15 protein-coding genes are annotated in these 15,271 nt (G+C 62.7%); 14 read left to right on the top strand and 1 reads right to left on the bottom strand.

Annotated elements, in window-relative coordinates:
* Window positions 1-247 precede the first annotated feature (247 nt).
* Window positions 248-703 (bottom strand): hypothetical protein, encoded by a 456-nt coding sequence (locus IHV84_RS08230; RefSeq protein ID WP_198846494.1) that lies wholly within the window; start codon window positions 701-703, stop codon window positions 248-250.
* Window positions 704-831: 128 nt separating this feature from the next.
* Here IHV84_RS08230 and IHV84_RS08225 point away from each other — a divergent pair, with 128 nt between their 5' ends.
* From IHV84_RS08225 to IHV84_RS08160, 14 genes are all read left to right on the top strand, one after another.
* Window positions 832-1,071, top strand: a complete 240-nt coding sequence (locus tag IHV84_RS08225) for a helix-turn-helix domain-containing protein (RefSeq protein WP_198846493.1) — start codon at window positions 832-834, stop codon at window positions 1,069-1,071.
* 577 nt (window positions 1,072-1,648) lie between these two features.
* Entirely contained in the window at window positions 1,649-2,338 is a 690-nt protein-coding gene (locus IHV84_RS08220) for a hypothetical protein (RefSeq protein WP_198846492.1), read from the top strand.
* A gap of 367 nt (window positions 2,339-2,705) precedes the next feature.
* Window positions 2,706-2,924 carry a hypothetical protein gene (locus IHV84_RS08215; RefSeq protein ID WP_198846491.1) on the top strand — a complete coding sequence of 73 codons (219 nt, stop codon included), beginning with the start codon at window positions 2,706-2,708 and terminating at the stop codon, window positions 2,922-2,924.
* Between the two features lie 690 nt (window positions 2,925-3,614).
* A complete protein-coding gene (locus tag IHV84_RS08210; RefSeq protein WP_198846490.1) occupies window positions 3,615-4,580 on the top strand; it encodes an ABC transporter substrate-binding protein in 966 nt (321 codons plus the stop codon).
* Window positions 4,581-4,602: 22 nt separating this feature from the next.
* Window positions 4,603-5,451, top strand: a complete 849-nt coding sequence (locus IHV84_RS08205; RefSeq protein ID WP_198846489.1) for an ABC transporter permease — start codon at window positions 4,603-4,605, stop codon at window positions 5,449-5,451.
* Window positions 5,448-6,227, top strand: a complete 780-nt coding sequence (locus tag IHV84_RS08200) for an ABC transporter ATP-binding protein (protein ID WP_198846488.1) — start codon at window positions 5,448-5,450, stop codon at window positions 6,225-6,227. Before IHV84_RS08205 ends, IHV84_RS08200 begins: the two co-directional genes overlap by 4 nt.
* 167 nt (window positions 6,228-6,394) lie before the next feature.
* Window positions 6,395-7,168 (top strand): histidine utilization repressor, encoded by a 774-nt coding sequence (hutC, locus tag IHV84_RS08195; protein ID WP_198846524.1) that lies wholly within the window; start codon window positions 6,395-6,397, stop codon window positions 7,166-7,168.
* 79 nt (window positions 7,169-7,247) lie between these two features.
* Window positions 7,248-8,816 carry a histidine ammonia-lyase gene (hutH, locus tag IHV84_RS08190; RefSeq protein WP_370541226.1) on the top strand — a complete coding sequence of 523 codons (1,569 nt, stop codon included), beginning with the start codon at window positions 7,248-7,250 and terminating at the stop codon, window positions 8,814-8,816.
* A gap of 41 nt (window positions 8,817-8,857) precedes the next feature.
* Window positions 8,858-10,606, top strand: coding sequence for a urocanate hydratase (hutU, locus tag IHV84_RS08185; RefSeq protein WP_198846486.1), 1,749 nt, complete (start codon window positions 8,858-8,860; stop codon window positions 10,604-10,606).
* Entirely contained in the window at window positions 10,606-11,265 is a 660-nt protein-coding gene (locus IHV84_RS08180) for a HutD family protein (RefSeq protein WP_233099897.1), read from the top strand. Before hutU ends, IHV84_RS08180 begins: the two co-directional genes overlap by 1 nt.
* 71 nt (window positions 11,266-11,336) lie before the next feature.
* Window positions 11,337-12,602: an imidazolonepropionase gene (hutI, locus tag IHV84_RS08175; protein ID WP_198846485.1), complete on the top strand. Its 1,266-nt coding sequence runs from the start codon at window positions 11,337-11,339 to the stop codon at window positions 12,600-12,602.
* Window positions 12,599-13,981: a formimidoylglutamate deiminase gene (locus tag IHV84_RS08170; RefSeq protein ID WP_198846484.1), complete on the top strand. Its 1,383-nt coding sequence runs from the start codon at window positions 12,599-12,601 to the stop codon at window positions 13,979-13,981. Before hutI ends, IHV84_RS08170 begins: the two co-directional genes overlap by 4 nt.
* A 40-nt stretch (window positions 13,982-14,021) precedes the next feature.
* The gene (gene hutG, locus IHV84_RS08165; RefSeq protein ID WP_198846483.1) at window positions 14,022-14,837 is read left to right on the top strand and encodes an N-formylglutamate deformylase; all 816 of its coding nucleotides are present in this window, start codon (window positions 14,022-14,024) and stop codon (window positions 14,835-14,837) included.
* A gap of 182 nt (window positions 14,838-15,019) precedes the next feature.
* Window positions 15,020-15,229 carry a hypothetical protein gene (locus tag IHV84_RS08160; RefSeq protein ID WP_066696065.1) on the top strand — a complete coding sequence of 70 codons (210 nt, stop codon included), beginning with the start codon at window positions 15,020-15,022 and terminating at the stop codon, window positions 15,227-15,229.
* Window positions 15,230-15,271: the final 42 nt, after the last annotated feature.

The following is a 15,271-nucleotide window of genomic DNA, read 5'->3' as shown; positions in this document are numbered from 1 at the left end:
TCATATTAGCCATTCGCATTAGCAATTTTCCGAATCGTGAGAATTAACCGACGCATAAAAAAATTGCCTTAACCGTCCGGTCAGGCAATTTAATCTTTATTTGGTATTGACAATCTATGATTTTCAATTATGATTTAATTGTCCGCTTCCACACGGTTATTATACTTATATTGAAAATCTCGTTATTGTCAATAGTGTAATAAAAAAAGCCAGTCAAATGACTGGCTTTTTTGTTGCATGAAGGTATTCAACCTTTTAAACCAATGCCACCAAGTGAGGATAATTTGGGTTGATAAACAACTGCCTGCATAATAAAAGGCTTTGCTGTGAAATAAATCAATCCTACGGCCACAAGTATTGGAATGATAAAATTTCCAGCCATTCCTCCAATAGCAGTTGCGAACCCAAGAAGAAATACACTCAAAACAATACTGTACAAGAATAGCAAGAAACTTCTTTTCCAATAGTAAATTTTTCCGTCAGGTAGTTTTACACCGATAAGCATATTTCCATTTAAAAATAACGTTACGCTTTGTCCAAGTCCACGCTCTACAAAGTCATTTAAACTTTGGGCTGTAACGATTTTTTGAAGAATATTATCCCCGACTTCAATCGTATTGTATTTAACAATAGAAGATCCGACGTTGCCGTGTCTCGTTGATCCGGAACCCAGTGTTTTAAGTACACCCGTGATTTCTTTCATAATTTTCCTTCCTGATTTAAGTTGGTACGAGTGTTTGTGAAGAAGCGCACACGCGCCAGTGAGGAGGTTCACTATAGCAAAAAATAGGTCAAACTAACCTATTCCGAATTGGCCTTTAACGTGGCTTGATGGTTTTGTCAATCCATCATGCTCGCTACGTTGCTGTACGACAGTGCCTCAAGGCATTGCGTAAAGGTGCGAAGCTTTCACAGATTGAATTGGCGGCCCGACTTGGTGAGGATCAATCTTATGTCTCCAAGATTGAGAGAGGGGATAGGTACGTTGACGTGCTCTTCTTCGTGGATTGGTGCAACGCGTGTGGCGTTCAACCAGAAGAGGGTCTAAAAACTTTGCTGCAAAAGTGCTAACGCAGTTAGCTGCGTTAGACTGAAGGTGTACCGAAAAGTGTACTGTTTTATGTACCGTTTTGGTCGTGTGGGATTCTTAACCTGTTGATTTATAACGGTTTTTTAGGCTTTTTGGGAACGCTCCCTCCGTTTCCGCCAAGATAAGCCCTGAGCAACAAAGTTGTTCAGGGCTTTTTCGTTTGGATCCCCATCTGCGCATTGAGGCGGTATCGACAGCATCCCGTCATCCCAGTACTTGGGATATTGAAGCCAGGACGTATGCCATCTTGTGGACCGCCGACCCCAACCTACGGTGAATTTGAGGCGTAAGGGCCGTGATATGAGCAACGGTGTTCCCTCGCCCGCGACCAAGCACCAGGGCGATCTGTACAAGGCCACCAAAATGCGCGCCGGACCCTGTGTGGGCTTGTTTGAAGACGTTCATAGCGTGTTCTTGCAGATCTTGCCGTCTTTCATGACCAATTTCAGATTTCTCTCAGGGGCCTCACGCGCTATCGCCCCGCCCGTGGCAAACCAGGGTGGTACTTTTGGGAGTGCGCGGCTCATAATCAGCCATCACGTTTCTGGGGGACACACGATGACGCCACCTACCGCCTCTGACCGAAGTGCTTTCGGTAAAGCCAACCCCCACGCTTTGGCCACCATTTTGGAGGCGAGCGAAACCCGCCGGATCATTTCCGCCACCGACATCTACGACATTTCCGGCGTAAAGCTTTGGGCTGGCAACCAGCCCGTGTCCACCTCGCTGCAACGCAAGCTGCTGGACCGTGAGTTGCGTCAGCCGCTGGAAACCAGTTTGGTGGCGGAAGATGGCGTCAGCGCCGCGAGCCTGGCGCTTGCGTTTGAGGAGTTGCTGGGTGGCGGTTCCGCGCTGCTCCCTTTGCTGCAACCCCATGCCCAGCGTTTGGCCAGCTTGATCAAAGGGCTGACTCTGCACCCCGTAGCCCAGCTTTTGCTCACCGCCGCGCAGACCGCGCGGCCTGAACACTACGCCCACGCTGTGGCCGCAATGGCTTTGAACGGGGCCCTGATGGCTGCAGGAGGTGGAGACGATGCCGCGGTGCGCTTGGCGTTGCTCTGCGGTCTGCTGCACGGTGTGGACGAGATGTACATCGGTCCGGAGCACGGCGAAGCCGAGGCCGACCGCGATCTGGACTTTGCCAGTTACCAGCAGCTGGTCGTTCATCCGCATGTGGGGTCGCTGCTCTTGGCGCAGTTGACCAACTATCCCGCCGACGTGGCCAGGGCGGTGGCAGAGCATCGCTAGCGGCTTGACCAATCGGGCTACCCCAATGCGTTGACTGGGGGGTAGATGTCCACGCAGGGCCGTCTGTGGGCGGTGACGGAAGCCGCCCTCAACGCGCTGCGCAGCCCCTACAGCCACCTGCTGCACGCCAGTGTGGCGCTGCGTGCAGTTACCGGAGAATTCGATTTGGTCTGGGTCGGAAAAATCACCCAGGCTGCCAACGCACAGCCACCCCAATCGGTAGTGATGGAGCCTGAAGACATTCAGCAGCGCCTGGCTGCATTGAGCGAGGTGCTGGCGTCAGCGGAAAGCCGGGTGAGCGCTTTGGCGGCACAGGGCACAGGCCCAGTTGCCTGTGCTGCAGCAGGCGCTAAAGCTTGCAGAATTTTTGCTGGGACGACTGCGCACCGGCTGGAACGAGAGCGGTTTGTGGAACCCATCGGCCCTGCTCAGCGCAGATGCGACGGAGGTGGAGGCACTGGAAGACGAGCTCTACTTTCGTTTGCGAGGCGTGCAGCGCGCCGCTTTGCTGCGTGCGGGCACGCTGCAAGCACCGCAGGCGCAGCAGTTGCAAGACCTGTGCGACTCCCTGGCCATGGGGGGCTAGCTGCCACGCAGCGCAGACCAGCGAAATCACCGAGCTGCGCTGGCTGGTGCAACAAGTGATGGATGAGCTAGCCTTGCGCCATGGGTCTGCGCCGCAGGTGCACCTGGAGTGTTGTCGCCAAAAGGGTGGGGCGGACGAGGGACAAAGCCTGCCGCTGCTCACGTTGGATCGTTCGCGCACCAGGCTACTGCGCAACTTGCTGGACAACGCTTCGCGCCAGAGCGACCCTGCTGGCCAACCCTTGCAGCTGCGCTGCACATCGCCAATGCTGGCCGGGGCCTGCTGGTCGAGGCGGTGTTGCCTGGCACCGCTTTCTGATGGGAGCAGCGGGTGGAGTGCCGCAGTGATGTGTAGGCGGCCCATTTCCCGCAGGCCCAGGTTGCACCTGTATGGTGCAAGTTGATATCTACGTTTGTTAGAGATTTACGTGAAAAGTGCCGCTAACGCACGCTAAATAAGCGCTGTAAGCTATCAAATAAATAGCATTGCTGATTCGTGGTCTGGGGGCATGGTCTTCTGTTTTAGCTGGCCTCGTTCTTGCTGTTCTGTTCGCACCCACTTCGCCGTGGTTCGTTGGTGATTACCCTGTATAGACAGGTGTTTCCGCAATGTCATCATGGCGCGGTGTTGCTGGGGTGTCCTGGCCACGCGTGGGCGACGACGAACTCTTTTTTCGAACAGGAGCAGATGATGACTGGATCGGTTGTAAAGATGGCAACGCTGGCGGCGACCGCTGCTTGTGTCCTGGCTGTGGCCACGCCCGCGCAGGCGCAAAACACCAAAATCGTGCTGGGCATGTCCGGCTGGACGGGCTTTGCGCCCCTCACTCTGGCCGACAAGGCCGGCATCTTCAAGAACAACGGCCTCGACGTGGAGATCAAGATGATCCCGCAGAAGGACCGCCACCTGGCCCTTGCCTCCAAGTCCATCCAGTGCGCTGCCACCACCGTGGAGACCCATGTGGCCTGGAACGCCAACGGCGTGCCCATCGTGCAGATCTTCCAGATGGACAAGTCCTACGGCGCCGACGGCATCGCGGTGCGCGGCAGCATCAACAGCTTTGCAGACCTCAAGGGCAAGACCATCGGCGTGGACGCGCCTGGCACGGCCCCGTACTTCGGCCTGGCCTGGATGCTGAGCAAGAACGGCATGAGCCTCAAGGACGTGAAGACCACCACGCTGTCGCCCCAGGCCGCAGCACAAGCCTTCGTGGCGGGGCAGAATGACGCCGCCATGACGTACGAGCCGTACCTGTCCACCGTGCGCGAGAACCCCAGCGCCGGCAAGATTCTGGCCACCACGCTCGACTACCCCATGGTGATGGACACCGTGGGTTGCGACCCGACCTGGCTCAAGGCCAACGCCAAGGCGGCTCAGGCACTGGCCAACTCGTATTTCCAGGCGCTCGACATGATCAAGGCCGACCCGGCCAAGTCCAACGAGATCATGGGCGCCGCCGTCAAGCAGACGGGCGAGCAGTTCGCCAAGTCCTCATCCTTCCTGCGCTGGCAGGACAAGGCCGCCAACCAGAAGTTCTTTGCGGGCGAGCTGCAGGCCTTTATGAAAGACGCCACAGCCATCCTGCTCGAGGCCGGAATCATCCGCAAGGCCCCTGAAGACTTGAACGTCACCTTCGACGCCAGCTTCATCAAGTAAATAGACGGAAGAAGAGCGCTCCATGTCCGCCGTACAACCCCTGTCCGTTACCGAGCCAACAAAACAGCCAAAGGCCACCGTGCGGAGGCGCTCGCTGGCCCCGCTGGAGCCTGTGAGCAGCCGATCCCGCTGGATGCTCGGGCTGGCCTTTTTCGCCCTGTTCGTGGCGGTGTGGGCGTTCTTCACCCTGGGCGGCTTCGTATCGCCCACCTTCCTGGCCAGCCCCGTCACCATGGTGAAAGAAGGCTGGCTGCTGTTCACCGAATACGGCTTCATCAAAGACATCGGCATGACCATCTGGCGCGTCGTCGGTGGCTTCATCCTGGCGGCGGTCATTGCCGTGCCGCTGGGCATTGCGATGGGCGCGTACAAGGGGGTCGAGGCGTTCTTCGAGCCCTTCATTTCGTTCTGCCGCTACCTGCCGGCCTCGGCCTTCATTCCACTCCTGATCCTGTGGGCGGGCATTGGCGAGGCGCAGAAGATCCTCGTCATCTTCATCGGCTCGGTCTTCCAGATCACGCTGATGGTGGCCGTCACCGTGGGCGGTGCGCGGCGCGACTTGGTGGAAGCTGCATACACATTGGGTGCGGGCCACAAGGGCATCGTCACGCGGGTGCTGATCCCCGGCGCGGCGCCCGAGATCGCCGAGACCCTGCGCCTGGTGCTGGGCTGGGCCTGGACCTACGTGATCGTGGCCGAGCTGATCGGCTCGTCGAGCGGCATCGGCCACATGATCACCGACAGCCAGTCGCTGCTCAACACCGGCCAGATCATCTTCGGCATCATCGTCATCGGCCTCATCGGGCTGGTCTCCGACTTCGCCTTCAAGGCGCTCAACCACCATCTGTTTGCCTGGAGTTTTGTGCGATGAGCAGCGTATCGATTCAAGCCGTCTCGCGTGTTTTCGAGACCGCCAAGGGCCAGCGCACGCAAGCGCTGCAGCCTGTTGATTTTGAAGTGCGTGAAAACGACTTTGTCACCATCCTCGGCCCCTCGGGCTGCGGCAAATCCACGCTGCTGCGCATCGTCGCGGGCCTGGACCACGCCACCAGCGGCCGCGTGCTGCTGGATGGTGTGCCGGTCGAAGGCCCTGGCGCCGACCGTGGCATGGTGTTCCAGAGCTACACGCTGTTCCCCTGGCTCACCATCGAGCAGAACATCCGCTTCGGCCTGCGCGAGCGGGGCATGCTGGAAAGCGCGCAAAAAGAGCGCGCCGCATACTTCATCGCCAAGGTGGGCTTGCGCGGCTTCGAGCAGCACTTTCCCAAACAACTGTCCGGCGGTATGCAGCAGCGCACGGCCATTGCCCGCGCACTGGCCAACGACCCCAAGATTTTGCTGATGGACGAGCCCTTTGGTGCGCTGGACAACCAGACCCGGGTGCTCATGCAAGAGCTGCTGCTGGGCATCTGGGAGGCCGAACGCAAGACGGTGCTCTTCGTCACCCACGACATCGACGAAGCCATCTTCATGGCCAACCGCGTGGCCGTGTTCAGCGCGCGGCCCGGCCGCATCAAGACCGAGCTGGCGGTTCAACTCGCGCACCCACGCCATTACACGATCAAGACCAGCCCCGAGTTCATGGACCTCAAGGCCCGGCTGACCGAGGAGATTCGCGCAGAATCCATGGCTGCCGATTTGCACTGAGATTGCTTCCTATGCCTGCCCGTTCGCCACGCCGCTCTGCGGTGCCCACTGCCCCCGCCAGCAAACCATCCACGGCCCGCCGCGCTGCAGCCACCAAGGCGCAGCGCGTCGCCCCGGCGTCGGCGCCTGCTGGCGTCGTTGGCAAAGTTAGTGCCAAGGGCGATGCGATGTCGAAAGGGCGGCGTGGTACAGCGCCCGCGCCGGTAGCAGCGGCCACCTCGGCGATGGCGCTGTACGAGCAGGTGAAGGACTTCATTGCCCGCAAGATCCAGGAGGGCGCCTGGCGCGCGGGGGATCGGCTTCCGTCAGAAAGCGAACTGGTCACCCAGTTCGGTATCTCGCGCATGACGGTGAACCGGGCATTGCGTGAACTGTCCGAGCAGGGCCGCATCGTGCGCGTGGCGGGCGTCGGCAGCTTTGTGGCCGAAGAAAAGCCCCAGTCCACGCTGCTACAGATTGCCAACCTGGCCAGCGAAATCCGCCAGCGCGGGCACGACTACCGCTGCGATGTGCTCGCGGTGGAGCGTGTATCAGCTTCCTTGGAGGTGGCCGCTGCGCTGGACTTGCGCACAGGCGAGTCAGTGTTCCATTCGCTGTGCATTCACCGCGAAGACGGACTGCCAGTGCAACTGGAAGACCGCTACGTCAACCCCCGCCAGGTGCCTCAATTTGCGGTGCAAGACTTTGCGCAACTGCAGCCGTCCGAATACCTGGTGCGCAATGTGCCGTTTGACCAGGTCGAGCATGTGGTGGATGCGGTGATGCCCAGTGCAGAGCAGGCAGCGCTGCTGGAGATGCAGGCCACCGAACCCTGTCTGCTGCTCACGCGGCGTACCTGGTCGCGTGGCATTCCCATCACGGTGGTGCGCTGCCTGCATCCGGCGTCGCGCTATCGGCTGGGCAGCCGTTTTCGGGCGGATGGGAACCCGGCAGCGGGTTGACTCGCGCCACCAAAACCCATCAGGTTTGACCCCCTTTTCAAATTTAATTTTTTCGCTGATACTGACCTGTATATACAGGATGAGACTTATGACCGCCTCCACATCTTTTGCCTCTTCATTGCCAGCCGCCATCAACCTGGTGCCGGGCTCCGTCAGCCTGGCAGAACTGCGCCGCATCCATGCAGGCGGCGTGACCCTGCAACTCGACAGCAGTGCGCTGGCGGGCATGCAGGCCGCACAGGCCGTGGTGCAGCGCATCGTGGACGAGGATCAGGTGGTCTACGGCATTAACACCGGCTTTGGCAAGCTGGCTAGCACCAAAATTGCCCACGACCGCCTGGCCGAGTTGCAGCGCAACCTTGTGCTGTCGCACAGCGTGGGCACGGGCGATGCGCTGCCCGACGGCGTGGTGCGCCTCATCCTGGCCACCAAGGCGGTGAGCCTGGCGCGCGGCCATTCGGGCATTCGCCCCGCCATCGTGGATGCTCTGCTGGCCTTGGCCAATGCCAATGTGTTGCCTGTGATTCCGGCCAAGGGCTCTGTGGGTGCCTCGGGCGACCTGGCGCCGCTGGCGCACCTGTCTTGTGTGCTGATTGGCGAAGGGCAGGCCAAGGTCGATGGCAAGGTGGTATCGGGTGCCGATGCCATGCGCGCCATCGGGCTCACGCCCTTTGTGCTGGGCCCCAAGGAGGGGCTGGCGCTGCTCAACGGCACGCAGGTGTCCACCGCGCTGGCGCTGGCCGGGTTGTTCGGTGCCGAGAGCGTGTTTGCTGCCGCGCTGGTGGCAGGCTGCCTGTCGCTCGAAGCCATCAAGGGCTCGGTCAAGCCGTTTGACGCACGCATTCATGAGGCACGTGGCCAGGCAGGGCAGATCGCCGTGGCCGCCGCTGTGCGTGCGCTGCTGGATGGCAGCGCCATCGACCCCTCGCACCCCAACTGCGGCCGCGTGCAAGACCCTTATTCGATCCGCTGCGTGCCGCAGGTGATGGGCGCGTGCCTGGACAACCTGCACCACGCTGCGCGTGTGCTGACCGTCGAGGCCAATGCGGCATCTGACAACCCGCTGGTCTTTGACAACGGCGATGTGATCTCAGGCGGCAACTTCCACGCTGAGCCCGTGGCCTTTGCGGCCGACATCATTGCGCTGGCCGTGGCCGAGATCGGTGCGATCTCTGAGCGCCGTATGGCGCTGCTGCTCGATACGGGCCTGTCGGGCCTGCCTGCCTTTTTGATCCGCGACAGCGGCGTGAACTCGGGCTTCATGATTGCCCAGGTCACCGCCGCCGCACTCGCTGCCGAGAACCAATGCCTGGCCAACCCCAGCAGCGTGACCAGCCTGCCCACCTCGGCCAACCAGGAAGACCATGTCTCCATGGCCACCTACGGCGCCCGCCGCCTGGCCGACATGGTGAACAACGCCGCCGTGGTGGTGGGTGTCGAAGCCATGGCTGCTGCGCAGGGCATGGAGTTCGACAGATCGCTGAAATCCTCCCCACTGATCGAAGCGCAATTCGCCGCCATTCGTCAGCGCGTTGCCTTTTTGGAGCAAGACCGTTACCTGGCCCCCGACATTGACGCCATGCGCGAGTGGGCACTGCAGGCCGATTGGCCCGCACCGCTGCGCGCCTGCCAGCCCAGCCACGCCTGATAGGCATCACCCCTTCTAGCCAAACACCCCAGGAGCCCACCATGAACGCCAACGACGCCATCATCGCCGCCTCAGCTTCTTCCCACGCCTCCCACGCCGCCCCCCGCCACGACGCCAGCCGGGTGATCCGCGCACCGCGCGGCAGCCAGCTCACCTGCAAGAGCTGGCTCACCGAGGCGGCCTACCGCATGATCCAGAACAACCTCGACCCCGAGGTGGCCGAGCGCCCGCAAGACCTGGTGGTGTACGGCGGCATCGGCCGTGCTGCGCGCAATTGGGAATGTTTTGACCAGATCCTCGCCTCGCTCAAGGACTTGAACGACGACGAGACCCTGCTCATCCAGTCCGGCAAGCCCGTGGGCGTGTTCAAGACCCACGCCAACGCACCCCGCGTGCTGCTGGCCAACTCCAACCTGGTGCCCAAGTGGGCCAACTGGGAGCACTTCAGCGAGCTGGACCAGAAGGGCCTGTTCATGTATGGCCAGATGACGGCGGGCAGCTGGATCTACATCGGCACGCAGGGCATCGTGCAGGGCACGTACGAAACCTTTGCCGAAGCGGGCCGCAAGCACTACGGTGGCTCGCTCGAAGGCAAGTGGATCTTGACCGCTGGCCTGGGCGGCATGGGCGGCGCGCAGCCGCTGGCCGCCACCTTTGCGGGCGCGGTGTCGCTCAACATTGAATGCCAGCAAAGCAGCATCGACTTTCGCCTGCGCACGCGTTACGTGGACAAGCAGGCGCGTGACATCGACCACGCGTTCGAGCTGATCCAGCAGCACACGGCGGCCAAAGAGGCCGTGTCGATTGCGCTGCTGGGCAATGCCTCAGAAATCCTGCCCGAGCTAGTGCGCCGCGCCAAGGCCGGTGGCTTGAAGCCCGACCTCGTCACCGACCAAACCTCCGCCCACGACCTGGTCAACGGCTATTTGCCCGCAGGCTGGACGGTGGCGCAGTGGCGCGCTGCGCAGCAGGATGTGACGCAGCACGAGGTGCTGAAGAAGGCCGCCGCCAAGTCGTGCGCCGTGCATGTGCAGGCCATGCTCGACTTCCAGCACATGGGCATCCCGGTGGTGGACTACGGCAACAACATCCGCCAGGTGGCGTTTGACGAAGGCGTGAAGGACGCATTCGACTTCCCCGGCTTTGTGCCTGCCTACATCCGCCCCCTGTTCTGCGAAGGCAAGGGCCCATTCCGCTGGGTGGCCCTGTCGGGTGACCCGGAAGACATCCGCAAGACCGACGCCAAGATCAAGGAGCTGTTCCCCGAGAACAAACACGTGCACCGCTGGCTCGACATGGCGGGCGAGCGCATCGCCTTCCAGGGCCTGCCCGCACGCATCTGCTGGCTGGGCCTGGGCGAGCGCCACATTGCAGGCCTGGCCTTCAACGAGATGGTGAAGAACGGTGAGCTCAAAGCCCCCATCGTCATCGGCCGCGACCACCTGGACACCGGCAGCGTGGCCAGCCCCAACCGCGAGACCGAAGGCATGAAGGACGGCACCGACGCCGTGAGCGACTGGCCGCTGCTCAACGCGCTGCTCAACACCGCGGGCGGCGCCACCTGGGTCAGCCTGCACCACGGCGGTGGCGTGGGCATGGGCTACTCGCAGCACTCAGGCATGGTCATCGTGGCCGATGGCACCGATGCGGCGGCGGCACGGCTGGCCAATGTGCTGGTCAACGACTGCGGCAGCGGCGTGATGCGCCATGCCGATGCGGGCTACGAACTGGCCGTTGAGACTGCCAAGAAACAAGGCCTGAAGCTGCCCATGGTTCCTGGAGCGCGCTGATGTCTGCTGACGGCGCTGCGCCGGGCGCAGCCGTGCACTGGTTTGACCTGCGCACGGTGCCTGCCACCCCGTGGAAGAACGGCGGTGGTAGCACCCGCGAGCTGGTGTGCTGGCCGCCTGGTGCGGGCACCGATGCCTTTGGCTGGCGCGTGAGCGTGGCCCGCATTGCGGCCGCTGGGCCGTTTTCGGCCTTCACGGGGGTGGACCGGCAGATCATGCTGCTCGACGGCGATGGCGTGACGCTGCACGGAGAAGATGCCGTGCTGTGCCACACCCTGCAGCAGCGCTGGCAGCCGTGGGGCTTTGCGGGCGAGCAGCCGCTGGACTGCCGCCTGATTGGCGGGCCATCGACCGACTTCAACCTGATGCTGCGCCGAGGCCAGTGGCAAGGTCACATGCAGATGCTGCACGACACGGGCACCGTAGGCGCCACAGGGGCCGGGCTGTGCATGGTGCTGCAGGGCCAGTGGGCGGTGTTGGGTGGCGATGCGGCGCGTGTGCTGCAAGCTGGGCAGGGCCTGTGGTGGCCCGATGCCATGGGCGCACGGGTGCTGCAGCCCTTGCAGCCGCTGTCGCCCGAGGTGGCCAACCCCCATCCGTTTGCGCCCGATGCGCGGCCTGCGCTGGTGTGGGTCGATGTGGCGCCTGTGAATATGTAGTCAAATGGGCCTCTAGCGCTTATTCAATAAGCGCTAGCAGCTATCAATAATGTAGTAAAGGGCTGAGCGCCATGTGTGATTGCATTCCTTCCCCATCCGGCCCTGGCCCCAGCGCTGATGGCATCTGGCACGGCCTGCTGCCGGTGCAGGCCCTGATGCAGCCCGATGTGCCTGTGCCGCCCGGCGCCCGCGCCAGCATCGTGGTGCAGCAGGGGCAGATCCAGTGGGTGGGCCCCGATGCGTCAGTGCCAGCCGCTTGGCAGCACTTGCCGCACAGGCAAGGCGCGGGCGCCTTGGTCACGCCGGGCTTGGTCGATTGCCACACCCATCTGGTGTATGGCGGCCAACGCGCCAACGAATTCGCCATGCGCCTGGCCGGTGCCACGTACGAAGAAGTGGCCAAGGCGGGCGGGGGCATTGTGTCGTCGGTCAAGGCCACGCGTGCGGCGTCGGAAGACGAACTTTTTGCCCAGGCCGCCCCGCGCCTGCAAGCCCTGCTGGCCGAGGGCGTGTGCGCCATCGAGATCAAATCCGGCTACGGCCTGGCGCTGGCGCACGAACGCAAGCAACTGCGCGTGGCGCGCCGCCTGGGCGAGGTGTTTGGGGTGACGGTGCGCACCACCTTTTTGGGCGCGCACGCCTTGCCGCCCGAATACGCAGGGCGCAGCCAGGATTACATCGACCTCGTCTGCAACGACATGCTGCCCGCGCTCGCCGCCGAAGGCCTGGTGGATGCGGTGGATGTGTTCTGCGAGCGCATCGCCTTCACGCTGGCCGAAACCGAGCAGGTCTTCCAGGCCGCGCAAAGGCTGGGCATCCCCGTAAAACTGCACGCGGAGCAGCTCTCGGACATGGGGGGCGCGGCGCTGGCGGCCCGCTACGGCGCGCTGTCGTGCGATCACATCGAGCACCTGTCTGCTGATGGCATCGCCGCCATGCAAGCCGCTGGCACCGTGGCCGTGCTGCTGCCGGGCGCCTACTACGCGCTGCGCGACACGCATTTGCCGCCCATCCAGGCGCTGCGCGATGCGGGCGTGCCCATGGCGGTATCGACCGACCACAACCCCGGCACTTCGCCCGCCCTCAGCCTGCTGCTCATGGCCAACATGGCCTGCACGCTGTTCCGCCTGACGGTGCCCGAGGCCTTGGCAGGCATCACCACCCACGCAGCGCGTGCGCTGGGGCTGCAAGATTCGCACGGCCTGATCGCATCCGGCAGACCCGCCAACTTTGTGCTGTGGCCACTGGCCGATGCGGCCGAGCTGGCCTACTGGTTTGGCCACAAGCCCGCCTGCACCATCGTGCGGCAAGGGCGCATTTACGGAGTCCAGCCATGAACCAGCTCTTTGCAGCCGATGCGCTGCTGCCCACGGGCTGGGCGCGCAATGTGCTGATCGCATGGGATGGGGCAGGGCGCATCGCTCAGGTCACCCCCGGCGCCACAGCCCCTGCGGGCGTGCCCACTGCCGCAGGCCCGGTGATCCCCGGCATGCCCAACCTGCATTCGCACGCCTTCCAGCGCGCCTTTGCGGGGCTGACGGAATACCGGGGCCAGGCGGAGGACAGCTTCTGGAGCTGGCGCAACCTCATGTACCGCTTTGCGGCGCGCATCACGCCCGAATCGCTGGAGGCCATTGCGACCTGGCTGTATGTGGAGATGCTGGAGGCGGGCTACACCAGCGTGTGCGAGTTCCACTACGTGCACCACGACCAGGGCGGCACACCCTATGCCGATGACGCCACGCTGTCGCTGGCACTGCTGCGTGCAGCGCAGCGTGCGGGCATCGGCATCACGCTGCTGCCGGTGCTGTACCAGACGAGCGGCTTTGGCGCCAAGCCACCGCGCGCGGACCAAGCACGCTTCATCTGCAGCACCGACAACATGCTCTCCTTATTGGAGCGCCTTGCGCCCACCGCACAAGCGCAAAAGGCTGTTTTGGGTCTGGCTCCGCACTCATTGCGCGCGGTGCCGCCCGACAGCCTGGCGGCTGCCGTGCAGGGCCTCACGGCACTCAATGCGCAGGCGCCCATCCACATCCATATTGCCGAGCAGACGCAGGAGGTGGATGATTGCGTGGCCTGGAGCGGCCAGCGCCCGGTGCAGTGGCTGCTGGAGCACGCCCCCGTGGACGAGCGCTGGTGCCTGGTGCATGCCACGCATATGACCCCGCAGGAGTACCAGGACGCAGCGCGCTCAGGCGCCGTGGCGGGCATCTGCCCCACCACCGAGGCCAACCTGGGTGACGGTATCTTCGCCATGCCGCTGTGGCTGCAGCACGGTGGGCGCTGGGGCGTGGGCTCGGACAGCCATGCCTGCGTGAATGCGGTCGAGGAATTGCTGGTGCTCGAATACGGCCAGCGCCTGTCGCTGCGCCAGCGCAATGTGCTGGCCACCGCTGCGCAGCCCGAGGTGGCCACTGCCATGACCTTGCAGGCCGTGCAGGGCGGGGCGCAGGCTGCGGGCCGGGCTATTGGCGGCCTGGCCGTGGGCCAGCAGGCCGATCTGGTGGCGCTGGATGCGCAGCATGTGGCGCTGTGCGATTTGCCCGCACCCAGCATGTTGTCGGCCCATGTATTCGGCAGCCACCGCACCTCGGCCATCGACAGCGTGTGGGTGGCGGGCCAGCAGCGCATTACGGGCGGCCGGCACACGCTGCACGATGCGGCGGCCCATGCGTTTGTAGCAGCGCGCTCGGCCACCATTGCGCCCGATTGAAGCGTCCGATTGAGATTGAATTCATACCCCCGAGCTTGTGATGACCGATACCTCTCCACCTCCTTTTGTCTTTTACCCCGGCACTGCACCGCTGCTGGTGTCCATGCCCCATGCAGGCACCTACGTGCCGCCTGCGCTGGCCGCACGCTTCACCGATGAGGCCCGCCAGGTGCCCGATACCGACTGGCACATGGAGCGCCTCTATGCGTTTGCGAAAGATATGGGGGCGTCCATCCTCATGGCCACGCACTCGCGCTATGTGGTCGACCTGAACCGCCCGCCCGATGGCGCCAGCCTGTACCCGGGGCAGAGCGTTACCGGCCTGTGCCCGGTCGATACGTTTGACGACACGCCCATCTACGCAGCAGGCGATGTGCCCGATGAAGCAGAGATTGCTGCGCGCCGCGATGCCATCTGGGCGCCGTACCACGCGCAATTGCGTGCGGAGCTGGACCGCATCCGCGCCCAGCATGGTGTGGCCGTTTTGTGGGACGCGCACTCCATCCGCTCGGTGCTGCCCCGCTTTTTTGAAGGCAAGCTGCCCGACCTGAATCTGGGCACGGCCAACGGCGAGAGCTGTGACCCTGCACTGGCGCAAGAACTGCTGCAGATTGCCAAGGCCGCAGAAGGCTACACCGCCGTGCTCAATGGCCGCTTCAAGGGCGGCCACATCACCCGCCATTACGGTCAGCCGGGGCTGGGCGTGCATGCGGTGCAACTGGAGATGACGCAATGCAGCTACATGCAGGAATACCCACCGTTTGACTACCTGCCAGACCGTGCCGCGCAAGTGCAACCACATCTGCAGCGCATGCTGGCGGCCGCCCTGGACTTTGCGCGGGCAAACTGCACTTGAGTGGGTGAGCCAAGAAGTGAGCCTGCGGCCGAAGAGGTGGTCGCCTGGCCTGCTTGACTTGCGTCAGTTTTCGGGTGGGCGTGTGACTGAGATTGTGTCCGAGGTGTTACCATTGACTCATCAACCCCTTCGCCCCGAAGGGAGCGGTGGTTGCACCACCCATGCGGAGGGAGCCGCACACCATGCAAGATGCGGCTTATTACTACATGCCTTTATTCAGCCCCGGCGCCTCTGTCCTGATGGGAACGAAGCGCGAAACAGTCAGCTACGTCTTGATCCGACGTTGTGCCCTGATGGTGTACCTGCAAGGGCACGACAATCCGGTGCGTCCCGAGTCTCTCCAACTCGAACCCACCGCGTTTCACCTCACGCGCAGACCAGAAAAAGAGTGACGCAGTCACTAAAACAAAACAGGCGCCTCGGCGCCTGTTTTG

The organism is Acidovorax sp. IB03 (genome assembly GCF_016406015.1).
GTDB classification, from domain to species: domain Bacteria; phylum Pseudomonadota; class Gammaproteobacteria; order Burkholderiales; family Burkholderiaceae_C; genus Acidovorax; species Acidovorax temperans.
Note: the sequence above shows the minus strand (reverse complement) of the source record. Positions and strands in the feature narration are given on the sequence as shown.

Excerpts from the sequence above, each read along its gene's own strand:
- hutI (WP_198846485.1), top strand. The coding sequence starts at position 11,337 with ATGTGTGATTGCATTCCTTCCCCATCCGGCCCTGGCCCCAGCGCTGAT.
- IHV84_RS08220 (WP_198846492.1), top strand. The coding sequence starts at position 1,649 with ATGACGCCACCTACCGCCTCTGACCGAAGTGCTTTCGGTAAAGCCAAC.
- IHV84_RS08160 (WP_066696065.1), top strand. The coding sequence starts at position 15,020 with ATGCAAGATGCGGCTTATTACTACATGCCTTTATTCAGCCCCGGCGCC.
- IHV84_RS08230 (WP_198846494.1), bottom strand. The coding sequence starts at position 703 with ATGAAAGAAATCACGGGTGTACTTAAAACACTGGGTTCCGGATCAACG.
- hutH (WP_370541226.1), top strand. The coding sequence starts at position 7,248 with ATGAGACTTATGACCGCCTCCACATCTTTTGCCTCTTCATTGCCAGCC.
- hutC (WP_198846524.1), top strand. The coding sequence starts at position 6,395 with ATGTCGAAAGGGCGGCGTGGTACAGCGCCCGCGCCGGTAGCAGCGGCC.
- IHV84_RS08180 (WP_233099897.1), top strand. The coding sequence starts at position 10,606 with ATGTCTGCTGACGGCGCTGCGCCGGGCGCAGCCGTGCACTGGTTTGAC.
- hutU (WP_198846486.1), top strand. The coding sequence starts at position 8,858 with ATGAACGCCAACGACGCCATCATCGCCGCCTCAGCTTCTTCCCACGCC.
- hutG (WP_198846483.1), top strand. The coding sequence starts at position 14,022 with ATGACCGATACCTCTCCACCTCCTTTTGTCTTTTACCCCGGCACTGCA.
- IHV84_RS08210 (WP_198846490.1), top strand. The coding sequence starts at position 3,615 with ATGACTGGATCGGTTGTAAAGATGGCAACGCTGGCGGCGACCGCTGCT.
- IHV84_RS08225 (WP_198846493.1), top strand. The coding sequence starts at position 832 with ATGGTTTTGTCAATCCATCATGCTCGCTACGTTGCTGTACGACAGTGC.
- IHV84_RS08170 (WP_198846484.1), top strand. The coding sequence starts at position 12,599 with ATGAACCAGCTCTTTGCAGCCGATGCGCTGCTGCCCACGGGCTGGGCG.
- IHV84_RS08200 (WP_198846488.1), top strand. The coding sequence starts at position 5,448 with ATGAGCAGCGTATCGATTCAAGCCGTCTCGCGTGTTTTCGAGACCGCC.
- IHV84_RS08205 (WP_198846489.1), top strand. The coding sequence starts at position 4,603 with ATGTCCGCCGTACAACCCCTGTCCGTTACCGAGCCAACAAAACAGCCA.